The 17961-nt window shown below is 54.2% G+C and carries 16 protein-coding genes; 11 read left to right on the top strand and 5 right to left on the bottom strand.

The features are described from left to right. Positions 1 to 84: 84 nt before the first annotated feature. From ACTVJH_RS05015 to ACTVJH_RS05005, 3 genes are all read right to left on the bottom strand, one after another. Positions 85 to 657: a hypothetical protein gene (locus ACTVJH_RS05015; RefSeq protein WP_455988096.1), complete on the bottom strand. Its 573-nt coding sequence runs from the start codon at positions 655 to 657 to the stop codon at positions 85 to 87. A gap of 135 nt (positions 658 to 792) precedes the next feature. Continuing rightward, positions 793 to 1950 carry a sulfite exporter TauE/SafE family protein gene (locus ACTVJH_RS05010; RefSeq protein WP_455988094.1) on the bottom strand — a complete coding sequence of 386 codons (1158 nt, stop codon included), beginning with the start codon at positions 1948 to 1950 and terminating at the stop codon, positions 793 to 795. Positions 1951 to 2113: 163 nt separating this feature from the next. Next, positions 2114 to 2884 (bottom strand): DUF169 domain-containing protein, encoded by a 771-nt coding sequence (locus tag ACTVJH_RS05005; RefSeq protein ID WP_455988092.1) that lies wholly within the window; start codon positions 2882 to 2884, stop codon positions 2114 to 2116. 536 nt (positions 2885 to 3420) lie between these two features. Here ACTVJH_RS05005 and ACTVJH_RS05000 point away from each other — a divergent pair. The 5 genes from ACTVJH_RS05000 (at position 3421) to ACTVJH_RS04980 (ending at position 8386) form a co-directional block, all read left to right on the top strand. Further along, a complete protein-coding gene (locus ACTVJH_RS05000; protein WP_455988090.1) occupies positions 3421 to 3783 on the top strand; it encodes a response regulator in 363 nt (120 codons plus the stop codon). Between the two features lie 86 nt (positions 3784 to 3869). Further along, positions 3870 to 6287, top strand: coding sequence for a PEP/pyruvate-binding domain-containing protein (locus tag ACTVJH_RS04995; protein ID WP_455988088.1), 2418 nt, complete (start codon positions 3870 to 3872; stop codon positions 6285 to 6287). Then, the gene (locus ACTVJH_RS04990) at positions 6284 to 7339 is read left to right on the top strand and encodes a phosphatase domain-containing putative toxin (protein ID WP_455988086.1); all 1056 of its coding nucleotides are present in this window, start codon (positions 6284 to 6286) and stop codon (positions 7337 to 7339) included. Before ACTVJH_RS04995 ends, ACTVJH_RS04990 begins: the two co-directional genes overlap by 4 nt. Before the next feature lie 41 nt (positions 7340 to 7380). Further along, the gene (locus tag ACTVJH_RS04985; protein WP_455988084.1) at positions 7381 to 7875 is read left to right on the top strand and encodes a DUF456 domain-containing protein; all 495 of its coding nucleotides are present in this window, start codon (positions 7381 to 7383) and stop codon (positions 7873 to 7875) included. A gap of 34 nt (positions 7876 to 7909) precedes the next feature. Continuing rightward, positions 7910 to 8386, top strand: coding sequence for a CinA family protein (locus tag ACTVJH_RS04980; RefSeq protein ID WP_455988082.1), 477 nt, complete (start codon positions 7910 to 7912; stop codon positions 8384 to 8386). A 332-nt stretch (positions 8387 to 8718) separates the two neighbouring features. Here ACTVJH_RS04980 and ACTVJH_RS04975 read toward each other — a convergent pair whose 3' ends face one another. After that, entirely contained in the window at positions 8719 to 9201 is a 483-nt protein-coding gene (locus tag ACTVJH_RS04975) for a hypothetical protein (protein WP_455988080.1), read from the bottom strand. A 188-nt stretch (positions 9202 to 9389) separates the two neighbouring features. On the opposite strand from ACTVJH_RS04975, the gene ACTVJH_RS04970 reads away from it, so the two are divergent. Then, positions 9390 to 10007: an L-threonylcarbamoyladenylate synthase gene (locus ACTVJH_RS04970; protein WP_455988078.1), complete on the top strand. Its 618-nt coding sequence runs from the start codon at positions 9390 to 9392 to the stop codon at positions 10005 to 10007. Between the two features lie 226 nt (positions 10008 to 10233). On the opposite strand, the gene ACTVJH_RS04965 is transcribed toward ACTVJH_RS04970, so the two are convergent. Beyond that, on the bottom strand, positions 10234 to 11187 hold the full coding sequence (locus ACTVJH_RS04965; RefSeq protein ID WP_455988076.1) for a glycosyltransferase family 9 protein: 954 nt from the start codon (positions 11185 to 11187) through the stop codon (positions 10234 to 10236). 286 nt (positions 11188 to 11473) lie between these two features. Between ACTVJH_RS04965 and glgA the strand changes: the two genes are divergently transcribed. From glgA to ACTVJH_RS04940, 5 genes are all read left to right on the top strand, one after another. Further along, a complete protein-coding gene (glgA, locus tag ACTVJH_RS04960) occupies positions 11474 to 12949 on the top strand; it encodes a glycogen synthase GlgA (protein ID WP_455988074.1) in 1476 nt (491 codons plus the stop codon). Between the two features lie 18 nt (positions 12950 to 12967). Further along, positions 12968 to 13276, top strand: coding sequence for an isoamylase early set domain-containing protein (locus ACTVJH_RS04955; RefSeq protein WP_455988072.1), 309 nt, complete (start codon positions 12968 to 12970; stop codon positions 13274 to 13276). Between the two features lie 359 nt (positions 13277 to 13635). Beyond that, positions 13636 to 14196: a helix-turn-helix domain-containing protein gene (locus ACTVJH_RS04950; RefSeq protein WP_455988070.1), complete on the top strand. Its 561-nt coding sequence runs from the start codon at positions 13636 to 13638 to the stop codon at positions 14194 to 14196. A gap of 159 nt (positions 14197 to 14355) precedes the next feature. Continuing rightward, the gene (locus ACTVJH_RS04945; protein WP_455988143.1) at positions 14356 to 15966 is read left to right on the top strand and encodes an AMP-binding protein; all 1611 of its coding nucleotides are present in this window, start codon (positions 14356 to 14358) and stop codon (positions 15964 to 15966) included. A 399-nt stretch (positions 15967 to 16365) separates the two neighbouring features. After that, positions 16366 to 17955 (top strand): glycosyltransferase family protein, encoded by a 1590-nt coding sequence (locus tag ACTVJH_RS04940; RefSeq protein ID WP_455988068.1) that lies wholly within the window; start codon positions 16366 to 16368, stop codon positions 17953 to 17955. Positions 17956 to 17961 lie beyond the last annotated feature (6 nt).

The following is a 17961-nucleotide window of genomic DNA, read 5'->3' as shown; positions in this document are numbered from 1 at the left end:
GCCATGAATCGGGTGCAGGTGCGTGAGCAGGTGAAAGGGGTCATGGCGGGTGCGTGGGTTTGGGGTTCTTGATGTGCGGTCGTATCAATCATTCCACGAAGTCAGGGTTTCCGAGAGTCGGGCATCTTCCTTGTGCATGGCATCGATCTTCGAGAAAACAGGGAGTCGGTACTTGATGCGTGAAAACAGGATCCGCAGCACAATATAGCCCCCGATCATGGCAAAGGGATATTCCAGTTCCCAGCCGACTCCGGGAACAGTGGCGATGGTGATCCCGGAAAAACGCTCCTGCATCCAGCCGAGCACAAAGGGCAGCGGCCACAGCGAAACAGCGAACAGGGCCGCCTGGGAAAAGAAGACCTTGCCGAAATACTCGTTGGCCCAGGAATTGGCCGCCTTGTACACGGATTTGTTTTTCTGTTTGATGGCGTCCACCGAGATGTTATGCATCCTGACCATCTCCTGATTCAACCGTGCATAATAGCTGCGGTTAAACCGATAGACCAGGGCCATGCTCAATTCCCCCAGGATGATGCAGCCAAGGGCGAGGGCCTGGGTGCCGAACCAGAAGGCCAGGTCGGGTGAAGTCGCAAAGATCCTGTAGGGTGCAATGAGCACGGGATCGAGAAAGGAAAGAATGGTGGTCCAGGTTATCATAATGGTATCGGGGTCAGTAAAAATTGAACTGGAAGAGGTGTAAATCTTCCCGCGTTTGAGGTCAAAAGAAAACGGCCCGGTTTGCCATTGCGGTGAACCGGGCCGTTTTGCATCCTTTTTAAGTCAGTCCGCCGTCTAGAACGGAGGGAGAAGGCTGAATCCCAGAAATCCCTTGGAGGTGTATCTGATACCCACGTAAAGTGCCAGGACGACGAAGAGGCGCTTGAGCCAGATGTCAGGGATGTACTTGGATGTCCGCGGACCAATGAAGGAACCCACCAGGACGCCCAAAAGCTCGATGCCGATCAGGGGCCAGAATACCGGGGTTCCCTTGACCACCATATAGGTGAAGATGGAGGTGACCATACCCACGAGCACGGCAAAGGAAGATGTCCCGGCCACCAGGTACATGGGCAGTCCGGCGATGCTGGTCAGAAAGGGAACCAGGAGAAATCCGCCGCCAACTCCGAGAAAGGAAGCCAGTCCCGCGATGACAAAGCCACCACAGATGGGGACCAGCGGATTGAAGGAGAATTCGACACCATAGAAGGTAAAGGAACAATGCTTGATACTGAAGCTGAGAACCTTGACACCCTGATCCTTGGTGGCTTCCACATTTTTGTTCTTGCCCATATTGGCTTCTTCAAAGGCCTTGGCTGCGGCGCGGGCCTTTTTCTTTCCGGCCTGTCCCTTGGGGGTGGTTTCATAAAAGAGATAACAACCCAGAAAAAGAACGAAAAGGCCAAAGTAGCCGATATAGGCTTTCAGTGAAATCTTCCCTGCAGTCAACCAGGGAATCAGATAGGAGCCGGCAATGGAGCCAGCCGCCAGGCAGAGGCCCAGAGGGAGAACCAGACGACCCATTTTATAATAGTTGAATGATCCCGAGGCAGCTGAGGTTCCCACAAGCCACTGGTTGGATACCCGGATGGAGTCGGTGACAAGCTTGTTCATGACCGGATTCGTTTTTTTGAAACCGGATGCATAGTTGCCCAGCCCGAAAATGGTGATATGACCAACACCCGCCATGATTCCGCCAAAGGCGCCAACGGTTGAGAAGATCCAGCCCACCCAGATCGCCCAGGCAAAGGCAACGATCAGGTTGATACTCGGACCTCCCGGAATGCCCAAAAATCCTGCCGGAGCAGAGGGGTCAATCTGGCCGGGATCGGTTCCCTTGGGGGTTGCGTTGATGGCATCCTGCAGGCGGTCGGCCCAGACGGGATCGAACCAGATGGCAACGGCCACCAGGGCCAGAGCAATGATGATGCAATGTTTTCTGGACGTCAGCATGGTTTCTCCTTGAAAGGTTTTATAACGTTGTAGGTGATACACTTGAGCAAGGGCACCCCCTATGGGTGTCCATCTTATACATCAACAAAGGGTGTTCGTCCACTATTGCCGTATACTTCGAGGAGTTCTCAACGGGTGCTGGTGGAGACGAACCAACCCAGGCTCATCCTTTTTTGAAAATGATCAGGGGACAGTTTTTGCAGATGTCCTGACCAGGGAAGGCGTCACCGGGTTTGGTGATGGATGCGCTGGACTGTTCGATGCGTTCGGCCAGTCGTTCCATGACCGCGGGAAATTGTTCGCCCGGAATGATCACATTGATCTCACCCCTTTCGGTCTTTCCGGCGTTGTAGCTGCCCGAACAGGCAGGCAGCATGTTGAATTCCTTGTGCATGTAACTGCTTACATTACCACCGCAGGCCGAAGAGTTCATGGTGATGGTCGGGCGCAGGGGGTGGGTGTCCGTGGCGGCCATGTAGTCAACGGCCAGGTGGTAGGCCTGCATGTTGTCGCAATAAAAATGTACGGTATCGGGTTCGAACAGGCCGTCGATGGAGCCGAGAGGTGCCACAACGATTGCCAGCAACCCTTCGGGCATCCGTGCCTTGGACTTGACGAACCGGGCTGCCTGGTCGAGGTCTTTGGTGTATTTGGCGTGACTCTTGACCTCGGCCTCATCGTAATCCTTCCAGCCAAAGTTGTACCGGGCGTTGGAGCATCCCTGGTCCTTGGCATCTCCGAAGACGATCTGACCTTTCATGCGGGCCCCGATTTCCCATTGACAAAAGGTGGTCGGTTTGACCGGGGTCACATATTCCGCCTTGCTCTTGAAGGCGTCTATTTCGTCCTGGTCATAGAAGAATTTGACGGCTATGGGGTAGTGGTAGAGCCGCATTTCCTTCATGAGCATTTCCTGCATTTCCTTGTACGTCATGGTATCCTCATCTGGTTATGGTTATCGATGCGAGTAAGACCCGGTTTGGACATGACATGAAAAGCCGTCGTGGTCATATTCTCGTACCCCTCAATGTGTTAAGGGCTCCTTTATGGATCGGGTCGTGAAAGATCAAAAATGGGAAAAAAAGAATTTTTTTGAACATGCTGCAAGGACAAAACAGGAAAAATTGAACCATTTTTTGTGATTCAATTCACAATAAATTAATATATGCCTATATATCAAATATTTAATCTAAAACGACTTAGATTGTGAATTTTTGAGCTTGAAATTAGATCCAATTGGCTGCCTTGTTTGCCGGTTGAAGGGGGGGGATTCAGCGGAAGGATACCGACAGGCAGGCGGTTGCTCCGGCTGGAACAAGGGCTCGTCCATTTTCCGGGAGGGCCGCAGCGGATTTTTCTGATCCGGGTTCAATGACCTGTATCGCCCTTGGACAATTAGTGTTTTGACCTTTTCCCGCGGGAACGATATGGATCTGACTCAGCAACTACCACAATCATGCAGGAGACACCATGGCTCATATCCTTGTACTCGACGATGTCCAGGACGCGGGGGTCCTGATTCAGCGCATTCTTTCCCGCAAGGGACATACGGTTCATGCCTTTACCGAAGAAGAGGAGTGCATCGAGTTCGTCAAAAAGAACCCGGTGGATCTGGCCATCCTGGACATGAAGCTCAAAAAGATGAGTGGGATGGATGTGCTCGAGGAGTTGAAGAACATTTCTCCACAGATCAAGGTGATGATGCTTACCGGATATCCCACCCTGGAAACGGCCCGCGAATCGCTCAATCTGGGAGCCGTGGAATACTGCGTCAAACCCATTGACAAGGACGAACTCGAAACCAAGGTGACCGAAATGTTGGGGGAAGGCTGAACAGTCCCATGAGAGAAGAGTGGTCACGGGATTTCTTTATTTTTTCATAGCGTTTCTCCCTATCATTTTACGACCGGTTTCCCTTTATGAATCATCCATCTCTTTCCCATCTCGCCCGCAAGGTCTTTATGCCGGGGACGCTCATGCGTGAGCGGTACAACGGCTTTATGGATCTGCTCCATTACGACAATATCGGGCTTGAAATCATCGCAGACCTCCAGGAGATCCGTCAGGGACACGAAAGCGCCGACTGGGCCAGGATCGTCTGGCTGGTTCGCAGGGTGCTCAAGGCAACGCGGCGGATGATCCGGGCTTACGAGGCCATGGCTCCGGGGTCGGCGCAATCCATTCTTGAGTGGCATGACCGTTTGTCCTCGGAAATTCTTGCAGCCTGCTGTATCCCGTCTCCCCGGTCCGATCCCCCGTATGTACTCCATCTTGATGGCCATCCCTTGGAGGAACAACTGGTTGGTGGCAAGGCGGCTGCGCTGTCCCGCATAATGAGCAAGGAAGGGATCAATGTCCTTCCCGGCTGTGTGGTCACCGCACGGGGGTGGCAGCTTTTTGCCGAACACAATGATCTGCGGTTCAGAATCGACCGGGCCCTGCAAAGCGTTCGACCCCATGATCATGTCAAGATAGGCAAGCTGGCCACGTACATGCAAAAACTCATTCTGGCCGGCGAGGTGCCTGAAACTCTGGCAACTGAGTTGCGAGACGGACTTGGCAGGTGTCTGGAGCAATTTCCCGGTTCACGGTTCATCTTGCGCAGCAGCGCCGTGTCCGAGGATGGTTCCTTTTCCTTTGCCGGGCAGTATGAAAGTATTCCTGACGTCTCCCTGGATGAGATTCTTGATGGATACAAACGGGTCCTGGCCGGCAAGTACAGCCCCAACGCTCTGTTTTACCGTATTCATCATGGTTTCACGGACATGGAAACCCCCATGGCGGTTCTTGTTCAGCCCATGCTCGACCCTGTTTCCAGTGGAGTGGTCTATACGCGCGATCCTGCGGGAAACGGTGATCAATTGGGAATCTATGCCGTCAGAGGCAGGGGAGAAATCCTCATGGACGGGGGGGTAACCCCCTCGACCAGATTGGTTTCCCGCAGTGACGCATCGTGTGGAGAAGGGGTGGATGGTTGTCTGGACAAGGCATCGTGTGCCGCTTTGATCCGGACCGCCTTGAAGCTCGAAGAACTCCAGGGAGCACCACAGGACATTGAATGGGCTTTTGATACGCACGGGCGGTTGTTTATTTTCCAGACCCGTCCTTTGACCGGCCTGCCCGAATCTGTGAACACTGATTCGGGCAGGCCGATCACAGGCGAACCACTGCCTCTTTCCCTCATCCGTGCTGCGCCCGGAACAGCCTATGGGCCTGTCCACAGAATCAGGGATTGCAAAGAGCCAAAAGACGTTCCTCATGGTTGCATCATAGTGGTCGCATCCCTGCGGCCCGAACTGGTCTCGGTCATGAATCGGGTACGCGGTGTTCTGGCCGAGTCGGGGTGTCGCGCCTGTCACTTTGCAGCTGTTGCCCGGGAATTCGGCATTCCGGTCCTGGTCGGCAAGGGAGTCGATACCATTGGAGATATCGCCCCCACCGTGACTGTGGATGGGAATAACGTCCGGGTCTACCCAGGACGTGAAGAGGGATTGCTGCGTGCTTTCAATGACACCAAACACCCACCCTCGCCGGTCTCAAAACGTCTTGATCTGATCATGGACAAGATCGGCGTTCTGCACCTGACAGACGCCACATCCCCTGATTTTGATCTGGAGCATTGCCATTCCCTGCACGACGTCATCCGGCTGGTTCACGAAATGGGTGTTCGGACGATGTTCGCCCTGGTCGATAAAAGAGGAAGGGGCATGGGACGGGCCAGGAATCTGGAGTCGGAACTTCCCCTGTCCATGCGCATCGTGGATCTCGGTGGAGGGCTGGCCAGGGGGAACAAACGGGCCTCGGTCAGTCCGGGAGATATCACATGTCTTCCCCTGCAGGAGCTGTGGAAGGGACTGGCCAGTCCGGACATTTTCTGGGACAGCAACATGCCGCACATGGACTGGGAGGAATTCGACCGGATAAGTGCCGGAATCTTCAGTTCCAAGAGTGCGCTTCTGGCAAGTTATGCCGTTGTTTCCAAGCAATATATGCATGTGCTTTTGCGTTTTGGATATCATTTTTCCGTGGTCGACAGCCTGTTGGCGGAAACCTCCAAAAATACCTATGTGAATTTTCGGTTCAAGGGGGGCGGGGCGGATATGGGTGGCCGGCTTCTGCGTCTGGAGTTTATTGCCCGCATCCTGGGTGAAAACGGATTCGAGGTGGCCATCAAGGGAGACCGGTTGGACGCGCATATGAACCGGTTTTCCGCGGAGGAAACCAGAACGGGACTGATCCGTCTCGGGCGTGTTCTGGCCATGACCCGGCTTATGGATATGCGTCTGGATGTCCCGGAACAGATTGAACCTCTGGTCGAGGAGTTCTACAGCGGATGACCACAAAGCGATCGTCTCTTTCCTGGGTTACCTCCCAGCTTGCCGTTGGCAGCGCACCCATGTCCCAGGTCCAGCTCGAGGCATTGCGCGAACAGGGGATAAGCGCCATTTTGAATCTTTGCGGCGAGTTTTGTGATCTGCATACCATCGAGCGGGATCATGGGTTCGAGGTCTATTACCTGCCCATTGACGATGAGGATGCACCGGATCTGGAGACCATGGAGCCTGTTCTGGAATGGTTGGACGAGGCGCTGTACCTGGGCAAGAAGGTCTATATCCATTGCCGGCACGGCATTGGCCGAACCGGGACCGTGCTCAATCTCTATCTGCTGCGCAAGGGGCTCGGGCACAAGATGGCCTCCAAGGTGCTAAAGAATCTGCGGGCCAAACCCGCCAATTTCGATCAATGGTGGACCGTACGCAAATACGGGCGCAAGGCTGGCCGGTTGACCCTGCGGGAGCCATCCCTGGAGGTCAGAAAAGGCGTGGATCTCGAACCCTTTCTGCAGGAATACGAGAATATCCGGGACGAGGTGGACAGATTGTGCGCCGGATTCAAAAAATTGTCCGCTTGCGGGAAGGATACCATTGCCTGCTGTACCACGCCCATCCGCTTGACCCTTGCCGAGGCCGAATACCTGCGCAAGGTTCTGGATGCCAAACTGCCAAGCGATGTGCGCAAACAGGTCATTGAAAGGGCATCCCAGGTGGCCCGCAAGGAGCGGGAAACCAAGGGGACCATCCTGGCCGAGGGCAGGCATTGTCTGGTGGATTCCGGAACCCTGTGTCCCTTTTCCCATGAGGGAAAATGTCTCATCTTTGACTATCGTCCCCTGCAATGCCGTACCCATGGCATGCCCATTACCGCGGCGCATGATCTCTGGGAGGAAATAGCCCCGGCCCTGGATCAGATTTCTGCGGACCTCTTCTTCGGGCTGACCGGATCCTTCCCTCCTGCGGAACTTCCCTTGTTCCCCCTTCCGGACGTGGCCTCGGGACGATATGCGTCCATGTTTTTTCATCTGATCAAAAAGAGTAACAATAAATCGTAATCAGCTTTTTCCCATAGCTTTTGATACAGGAGATGGTGTGCATGCTGGCCGTTCTTTTTGTCATCCTGCTGGTTATCTGTTTTTTGAGCCATTTTTTGAGTCTGCCGGGCAACTGGTTCATACTGGCGCTTTTCGGAATCTGGAAGTGGATACATCCCGAGGCAGACATGGGGTGGTTTTTTTTCGGGGTTCTCACCTTTCTGGCGTTGGTGGGCGAGGGGCTCGAGCATGTGACCCTGTTCTGGAGCGGCAATCGGTCCGGAGGAACCAGAAAGGGGAACATTGGTGCCCTGGTTGGCGCCCTGGTGGGCGCGGTGGTCGGCGCCCCCTTTTTCTTTGGTGCCGGAGCCATTCCGGGATGTATTGTGGGAGCCTATCTAGGCAGTCTGGGAGTGGAGCTTCTGGGCGGAATGAGCTTGCAGGCAGCCAGCCGGGCGGCGGTGGGGGCCATGTGGGGCAAGGTTTTTGGCATCATCGTCAAGATGGGCCTTGGGGGGTACATGTTGTATCTGGGTATGCCCAAACTTTTTGCCTGAGATCGGCCGGGGGAAGATGATGACGGAACAGAGTATGCAGTCTTTAGTGGTGAAACTGGGGTCGCTGTTGCGGAAAAAGGGCTGGATGATGACCACGGCCGAATCCTGTACCGGCGGGCTGGTGGGGCACGAACTGACCAATGTGGCCGGGAGTTCGGACTGGTATCTGGGCGGGATCGTCTCCTACAGCAATGCGCTCAAGATACGGCTTTTGGGCGTGGATGCGCACATCTTCGATCAGCACGGGGCCGTGAGTGAGCCCTGTGTGCTGGCAATGGTCAGGGGCGGGTGCAGGATAACCGGGGCGGATGTTGGTGTGGCCCTTTCGGGAATAGCCGGGCCCTCGGGAGGAACCCCGGAAAAACCCGTGGGCACTGTCTGGATAGGTTGGTGTCTGCCCCACAGGACCTGGGCTGCGTGTAGGCATTTTTCAGGGACCAGGAGTGCAATCAAAGAGCAGAGCGCGCGGGCGGCTATTGACGGACTGGTACGGGAACTCTGTGAGTTGTAGAGAAAAGTGCGCAGTGCGCAGGAATAAGTGCGCAGGATGCAGTGCGCAGTGCGCAGGAAAGGCGGGAAGAAACGGAGAAGGGAGACGGGAGAAGGGAAAAGTGAATGCTTGGCGAGCTTGCGAGCCTTAGCAGACCTTATGCAGAGCTGACGGGAGTCAGGAATGCAGTGAGATTGGCAGACCTTATGTGTAAGTGACGGAAAAATCCTTGAATTCTCAAAAACACTTGTCACGTCTTCAAGTTTTTCCTGCGCACTGCCTCCTGCGTACTTTCATTCTATCTTCCTTTCTCCCTTCTCCCGTCTCCGTTTTTCCTGTCTCCCTGTTTTTCCTTATCCAGCGAAATAGTCACCCCGGTTGAACTTGAAGGTCTCGGTGGTCGCGAGGATGTCCATCTCGGTGTACAGGGCATCGAGTTCTGGAGAAGATGTGCCCTGGGATTGCATGGTTTCCCGTAAACGGTCCATCTGTTGTCCTATACCCTGGAGTTCCTGATAGACATTGCGCAGATTGACGTCGGATGAGCCCAGTTTTTTTGCATACTGATCCAGTTGGTCCAAGACGCCGTCCATGGTGTTCATGATCTCCTGCTGATCGATGGAAGGATTGACCTGTTGCGTGGCAAAGAGAGGATTCAGCCCCAGAATACCGGCATGGGGGACCGCGGTCTGCTTGGCGGTGCTTGCGGCCGTGGTGCTATCCCCTTTCATCTCCTTGGCCAGAAGGTCATTAAATCCCGCACCTTCATTCGTCCCCTGGCCCTTTTTGGCCTGTTCCCTGGCAAGAAGTTGAAGTTGTTCGGTGGATATTTTCATGGTCTTCTCCTGTGTTTGCAGATGATAAGCAAATAATCTGCCAGAGGAAAATTCATTTTTTATATTAAAGAAAAACAATAGGTTGTAAAATCGGTGAGCAAAAAATGCCCATATAGACTCCCTGCATATTCCGTCCGTGAGGTCGTAGCCGGGAAATTTTTTCTCTTCCTACCAATGGGGAGTCACTTATGAGTGAATCGCTACTTCAGGCGACTCGGATTATCAAGTCGGGCGGAATCGTGGTCTATCCCACGGAAACTCTGTATGCCCTGGGATGTCTTTGTCATGACGCGCATGCCGTGGACAGGCTCTTTGGGGCCAAGAACCGGGATGTGGCCAAGTCGCTGCCCGTGATCGTGGGTTCGTGGGAGCAGTTTATCGCATGTACCCATCCCGATGAGGCGATCAGATCGGTTGTCAGTACGTTCTGGCCGGGTCCCTTGTCGGTTGTGGTCAGGCTGAAGGGAGAGGTTCCCTTCCGGGTCATGGACAGCCAGGGGCGGACATCGGTTCGATTCACTCCGCATCCCCTGGCCAGGGAACTCTGTCTGCGGGTTGCAAATCCCCTTGTGGCGACCTCTGCCAACGTAAGCGGCCGGCCCGGCCCGGCCTCGTTGGAACAGCTCGATCCGGAACTGCGAGCCCGGGTGGATTATGTGCTTGAAGACCCTCCCTTTCCCCAGGGAGGCGATCCCTCCACCCTGATCGAGGTGCTCACCCCAACCAGGGTGCGTATCCTTCGTCTAGGGGCCATCTCTGCGGCCCGTTTCGCTTCCTGCGGGATCGCGGTGGAGGAAGGGATCTGACGGGGGTACAAAAAATTATACCGGTCAGGGCTCGTTGATCGGAGGGTATAAAATTTTGAACCCGGATGCAGATCGGTTCAAAGACGATCGATCAGGATGTTCTTGTAACCTTTTTAAATTAAATGAATATTTTTTATTTTTTATTCAGGGAAATACTTGGCCTGTCGGTTGCATCATAAAATATACTTCCTCTTTTTGTCAGAGCCGGGTCATGAGAATGGGTAACTCATGACCCGGTTTTGTTTTGGGGGCAGGGGGTGATTTTGGCGAGGCAGGGCAGGAGCCGGTCAATGACCTGATCCACGGTGATCTGGGTGATGCACACGGGATCGGTGCAGGCAACCCGGGCTGTTTGGGTGCAGGGGCTGCAGGGCAGATCGAGGGTCAGGATATCCAGACCCAGCGGGCCCCATTGGCGGGGGGATGTCGGCCCAAAGATGGCCAGACCGGGGACTCCCATATATCCGGCCAGGTGCATGGGGCCGGAGTCGTTTCCGATCACAAAGGCTGCCTGTTGCAAAAGGGCGATCAGTTCCTGGATGGTGCGGGGGTAGGCAAGAGCTGTTTTTCCAAGGGGTTGTATTCCCTTTTCCTGTTCCACGGGGCCAAGGATCATGAGCGGTTGAAAGGCCTGGTCCTCGAGCCATGAACCGAGTTCAAAAAACTGAACCAGCGGCCAGTTTTTGGCCGGATTGCCGGAACCCGGGAAGAGGAGGATGGTTTTTTGGTTTGCTTGGTTTTGGCGGGGAAAAACAGTTTGAAACCTTGTTTGCCAATCAGGGTCAAAGGGGATCTCCTGTTCGCAGAGGGCTTCGGCAAAAAGCGTTCGGGGTGATGTGAAGCTGTGTTGGTTTATGCCTTTGAGAAAAAAAACATTTTCATGCTTGATCTGAAATGGTTTTTTTCTTAGGTAGAACCATATAATTCGTTCATCAGCTGTGATGTTCAGTGTGTGTGCCTCATCGAGGTAGAGCGTACGGATCTGTTTGTGCACCGATGGCGGTGCGCTGTGTATCCCCAAAGGGCGAAGCAGTGGGAGCCGCTGGGATGATCCTGCCCAGAGAATCTCGGCTTCAGGCCATGCCGCTCGCAGGCTGGCAATGGCCGGCCAGGTCATTAAAAAGTCGCCAAGGGCACCTTGCTGGACGATGATAAGGCGTTTGATTTCGTTTCCATTCATAGTATATACCATAGCTATCTTGTATCTATTCAGCAGGGTTAAAACGGATGTCGTAAGCACGTCATCCCGGCGCAGGCCGGGATCTCCAGGGCTGCGGGCAATGTATGTCGAATAAGCAGCTGCCCGGTCGTGCAAGATCCCGGATCATGTCCGGGATGACGATCAAAGAGGGCCCGTTTTTTTAGGGCAACTTCTAAATAGGTACGCTATCTTTACACGGTAACAGAAAGAGCCCCCGTCAATGGTCGTTTGATCCGATGCCGTCAAACGCAAGGAGCGGTCGTACATGCTGACCAAGGAGTCACCTCGGGTCATCTTTATCGCCTCTGAGATGTATCCCTTTTCCAAATCCGGTGGATTGGCCGATGTCGTGGGTATTCTCCCGCTGACATTGCAGCGCATGGGGATCCCCACTGCCGTTATCACCCCGCTGTATGGACGGTTGTCCACAGCATCCTTTCCCCTGCGTCTGGTCTATGAAAACTGTCCGGTGGGCTATCCCTGGCCGTTGATCTCTGCGGACATCTATCTGGCCGATTATTATGGACTACCCGTGTATTTCATCAACCGGGGCGAGTATTTCGACAGGCGCCACTACTATTGTACGGCCAAGTCGGATTACTTTGACAATTGCGAACGGTTCATTTTTTTCTGTCGGGCAGCCCTGTCCGCCATCGAGCATCTGAAGTTTCCGGTTCACATCGTTCATGCCCACGACTGGCACGCTGCCCTTGCAGCCGCCTTTGTTGATTTCTGGCGCAGGGACAAGCCGTTCTGGAAAGATGCCCGGACGGTCATGACCATCCACAATCTGGCCTTTCAGGGCAGATTCTCCAATCGCCTTTTCTGGGAGAGTGGACTGCCCCATGAAGCCTGGAACATGGACGGGGTCGAGTACTACGACAGCTTCAACCTGCTCAAGGCCGGGATTGCCTATGCCGACCTCATTTCCACGGTCAGTCCCACCTATTCCCGGGAGATTGTCACTCCCCGTTTCGGGTGCGGTCTCGAGGGTATTCTGGCCAAACGTCAGGATGATCTGGTCGGTGTTCTCAACGGGGTGGATTACACGGTGTGGAATCCTGCCAATGATAAATTTCTGGAGCAGTCCTATGATATCGATCAGATGGCGGGCAAGCAGGCGTGCAAGGAAAAACTGATCGAGATCATGCGACTTGATCCGAGCCTGAAGGACCGGCCTGTACTCGGGTTTATCGGGCGGTTACGGGGGCAAAAGGGGATCGATCTGCTGCTGGACATCATGGACGAGCTCATGAAGGAGAATGTCGGGGTGGTGGTTCTGGGCGAGGGCAAGCCCGCTCATGAGGCCCGACTGCTCGACCTGGTGGAACAATATCCCGGCAGGCTCAGCGCCCATGTGGGGTATACCGAGGAACTCGCCCACCAGATCCAGGCCGGCGCCGATATCTTTTTGATGCCCTCGCGCTATGAACCCTGCGGGCTGACCCAGTTGTACAGCCTGAGGTATGGAACGCCCCCCGTTGCAACGGATGTGGGAGGGTTGAGCGATACCATTGTTTCCCATCCCCATCCCGGATCAACAGGTTTCACCTTTGCCGAATCAACTCCGTTAAGTTTTTTGACTGCTATCCGCAAGGCCCTTGCCGCCTGGCGCAATACCATGGTCTGGAATTCGATCCGGACCAATGGGATGCGCGCCGATTTTTCCTGGGAGAAATCGGCCCGGAAATATATGCAATTGTATGCTTCGTTAGGATTTGAAACAGGGACCAAGGTTTGATCCCACAAGGAGAAGACTATGAGCATTCAGAAAAAATATCTCAAGACACGGCCGGTTTGCAAGGTAACTTTCAAAGTTCCCGCGGAAATGGCTCCCAATGCCAGGAACGTCTGCCTGGTGGGCGAATTCAACAATTGGGACGTTACCGCAACTCCCATGACCCGTCTGAAGAACGGATCCTTCAAGGCCACACTGGATCTTGAGAACGATCACGAGTATCAATTCCGCTATCTGGTCGATGAAACAGAATGGGAAAATGATCCGGATGCAGACACGTTTGTGTCCACCCCCTATGGAAACAGTGAAAATTCCGTGATCGTGCTCTAATGGCGGCATATCGTTGTATGGCCCTTACAACAGGTTGATGCCGAATCGGGACATTGTTCCGGTTCGGCTTTTTTCTGCTGGACCGGACCCGGAAGGGTTTGCAGATGGGTTTCGAGCCCTTTTTGTCAGACAATGATTGTTTTCACAGGAGATTTTCCTCCGTTCACCCGCTCCGGCTTGTCACACATGTTTGAAAGGTCCATTGTATCATGATGTTTGGTATCAGTTTTAAGCTTGATTTCCCGTGTGGGATGGACAAGTATTCCTCCCTTTGCAGGGATTTGAAGATATCCGTGAACAATGCGTTTGTATCACAGGGATATGAACAGGATACACGGCAACCGTAAAGGAGATGCGCGATGCAAGAAGCGACCCCCATTTACAAGGAGATCGCGCCACGACTCAGAGGCCTTCGTGATGCCATGGATATGTCGGTTGAGACCATGGCCGGGGATCTGGGCGTCAGTGTGGATGATGTGGAAAGATACGAATCCGGTGAGGTTGAAATTCCGGTGAGCTATCTGTTCAGGGTGGCCCAGACCTTTCATGTGGATCTGACCGTGCTCATTTCCGGGGACGAGGCCCATCTGCACAATTATTCCATGGTCAAGTCCGGCAAGGGGCTGTCCGTGGAACGGCGCAAGGATTATGACTATAAGAGCCTGGCCTATCGATTCCTGGATCGGAAGATGGAGCCCTTTTACATCAAGGTTCCGCCCAAGGACGTGGCGAGCCTCAACTACAGTCATCACGAGGGTCAGGAATTCATCTACATGCTCAAGGGGAAACTCGAGATCCATCTCGGAGACAAGGTCTTTGTTATGGAACCCGGGGACAGCTTTTATTTCGACTCCACCACGCCCCACGCCCTGCGAGGACTAGGGGAGAGTGACGCGGAATTTCTCGATGTGATTATCTAGGGAACTTTCAATACGGAAAATCCGCCGGTCGGATCGATCCTGGTGTGAAAGTTCCCGTTTCATGATGCTGTTTCATGTACACTCGGATAATTCATCAAGATACCATAGGGAGAATTCAGCGTGATTACCAAAGTACGGCCTTCATCCTATCAAGATTTCATGCAGTCCTACGAGCAGATCGCTCCAGGCAATTTCAACTTTGCCTTTGACGTTGTGGACGCAAAGGCTGCCGCGAACCCCGACCAATTGGCCATGATCCATCTGGACGATCTGGGTGTGCGCCGGGAATACGATTTCAATTTTTTTGCCACTGAATCCTCCAGGCTGGCCAACAGCCTGAAGAGCAGGGGCATCGGCAAGGGCGACACGGTCATGCTCATTCTCTACCGCAGGGTGGAGTTCTGGGTGGCCATGCTCGCTCTGCACAAAATCGGGGCCGTGGCCATTCCCTCCCCCTCCCTTCTGACCACTCACGATATTGTCGACCGGGTCAAGGTTGCCGATGTCACATGCATGATTGTGGAAGACACCATCGTTTCCCGGGTCGAGGCGGCCCGGAAGGATTGCCCGGGAATCAAGCTCTATGTCCAGGTAGCCGGCGATGCGGCCGGACAAGTGTGGGAATTGTATGACACGTTGGTGGCCGAGGGCACGGCAACCTTTGAGCGACCGGACGATTGCGCCGTGGACGACGATCCCCTGCTGATCTTTTTTTCCTCGGGCACTACCGGTCCTCCGAAAATGGTCGAACATTCCCATACCTATCCCATTGGTCATATCGTGACCGGATCCTACTGGCATGATCTCGAGCCCGGGGATATCCATCTGACCGTGGCCGATACCGGATGGGGCAAGGCGGTCTGGGGCAAGTTCTATGGCCAGTGGATGGGTGACGCGATCATCTTTGTCTATGATTTCAGGGGAAAATTTTCACCCAAGAGCCTTTTGGCAGCCATTGCCGAAAACAAGGTGTCCACCTTTTGCGCCCCTCCGACCATCTACCGGTTTTTGATCCGTGAGGATCTTTCCATATATGACCTTTCGGCCCTGCGGCATTGCACGACCGCGGGCGAATTGTTGAACTACTCGGTCTTCAATGCCTGGGAAGAGCTGGTTGGTCTGCCCATTTACGAGGGATACGGGCAAACGGAAACCTCCCTGCAGATCGCCACCTTCACCTGCATGAAGCCCAAACCCGGGTCCATCGGCAAACCCGTGCCCGGATGGGATATCGTGCTTCTCGATAGCGAGGACAATGTCTGCCCCCCCGGCGTGGAAGGGGAGATCTGCGTCAATATCGAGAACGGCAAGCCCTTTGGTCTGATGCAGGGATATCTCAAGGAGCCGGCAAAGACTGCGGATGCCATGCGCAACAACTACTACCGCACCGGCGACAAGGCCTGGATGGATGAGGATGGGTATTTCTGGTTCATGGGCCGGGTGGATGATCTGATCAAGAGTTCCGGATACCGGATCGGCCCCTTTGAAGTGGAAAGCGCCCTTGTGGCCCACGATGCCGTTGTGGAGGCGGCTGTCACCGGGCTGCCCGACCCCCTGCGCGGTCAGGCGGTCAAGGCGACCATCGTATTGGGTCCGGGGTTTGAACCTTCCGAGGAACTGACCAGGGAACTTCAAAACCATGTCAAAAAACTGACCGCGCCCTATAAATACCCCCGGGTTATCGAGTATGTCACCGACCTGCCCAAGACCATCAGTGGGAAAATCAAGCGCGCCGAGATCCGGGAGAGAGACCTGGAGAACATGAAATAGCCAGTAATGAAGTATGGTTAGAAATAAAAAAGGCCACCTTTTCCGGTTCGGGAAGGGTGGCCTTTTTGGTGCGCGGCGTTATGCAATGTACTGCTCGCATTGACAATTTACAGAAGGACCGGGAATTGCAAAGCCAGGCAGGGGGCAACGTGGGGCTCCGATTTTTCAAAATAGTATCGGCAATACTCATCTGCACGATTCGGTGAAGCATGTTGATTTTTTTTCTCGCGCAGAGGCGCAGAGGCGCGGAGAAAGGCATCATCGTTCTCAACTCCTGCTACGCGCACTCTTTCGACCGATTTTTCACTGCGCTGCAGGCCAGGAGTACGATCTTTCCCGTGTGGAGCTCATAGGTGAAACGCTGAAGCCTCCTGGGTCAGAAAAAAAGAGCAGGAAAACATGGCAAAAAAGATACTCTACGCGGGTTCGTTTCTGCGTGAGGGATTTGAAGCTCTCGGGTGGGAGGTCGTTCCCCTGGTCCTGGATGGTTCTCGGACCCTGCAGACGATTGTCGAGTCGACCTGCCCGGATGCGGATCTCGTTTGTATCGAGTTTTTTGGAAAACGCATCCTGCCCCGGGAGATGTATGCCTGTTCCTATCCCGTGTGCGCCTATTGTATCGATGCGCCGCTCAACGAGTTCTGGTTCGCGGATCTGGCCCGGTTGTTTGATTGGGTTTTTGTGGACCAGGTATCTTCCGTGACCACGCTTCGCGCCCGGGGGATCGATGCGCTCTGGCTTCCGCTGTGCGTGCCTTCCTCGGCCTTTCGGTCTGTGACCCGCAAGGAACATTTTCTGACCTTTGTCGGTCGGACAACCGTGTATCGAAAGAGGCGCAGCAATCTGCTCGCCCTGCTTCAGAAGCATTTTGATGTCACCATAGAGCAGAACATCTCTCCTGACGCCATGCAGACGCTTTTTTCCCGGTCCCATGTGGTGCTCAATGAAAATCTTTTTTCCGGGCTGACCCTGCGGGTGTTCCAGGTTCTGGCCTCGGGCTCCCTGTTGCTGACCGAGGCGGGCGGGCAGGGGGTGGAGAGGTATTTCACCCACAAAAAACATCTGCTCACCTATTCGCCGGACACGCTCCTTCCCCTGGTGGAAAAGCTGCACAAGGATATCGCTGCCTGGGACCATGTGGCCCGGGCCGGTCAGCAGGCCTGTTTGAACAATCATCAAAGTATCCATCGGGCGCAATGTGTGCTCGACCATGTTGCAAAAAAACACACAGGGCGGACCAGGAGTATCGGCCGACAGGGAAGGCAATTCAGCGAGGCCCGCAGCAAATATTTTCACGCCCGGCGATTTGGCGGATCGTATAAAGAATCGGTCAACCTGCTTGAAGGGTTGAAGCATCTGCATACCCAGGTTGGCTGTCATGCCGCCTTTATGCTGGGATCCATCCACGCCCAGAAGGGGGAACAGCAAAAGGCGAAACCCCTGCTCGCCCACGGAGCCTTTGCAAACGATTGTTTCGGGGTGATCGCCTCCATGAAACTCATGATCATGCACATGCATGACCCGGACAAATTGCAGTGGCTCGACGCGGTGCTGAAGAAAACCATGGACGTGGGTATCGACATCAAACCGTTTGCAAAACAGATCATGCAGGCGAGGCGGTCATCGCTTTTTGAACACGATGTCTATCTCCTGTTTGCGGCGATCCTCTATGAAGCCGGGCAGATAGTGAATCTGGGATTTTTGAAGCAGGATCAGGATGTTTTACCGGAAACAAGCTTCGACTATGCCGTACGCGCCTATGAAAAATTCAAGTCCATAACCGCCCTGGACGCGCTGATCGGATGCGTACATGCCGAACAGGGCGAGATGGAGATCATGCCTTTTGTGGAGGATGCCCTGCTTCACGCCGTTGCCACGGACAGGCATGTGGTTTACGCAGCTGAAGTCTATACAAAGATGTATGACTTTCGTGCGGCACGGTCGGTTCTTCATGCGTTGAAAAAGAGGAAACAAAACAAACGTTCGTGAATTGCC

Source organism: Desulfoplanes sp. PS50 (assembly GCF_053851535.1).
Note: the sequence above shows the minus strand (reverse complement) of the source record. Positions and strands in the feature narration are given on the sequence as shown.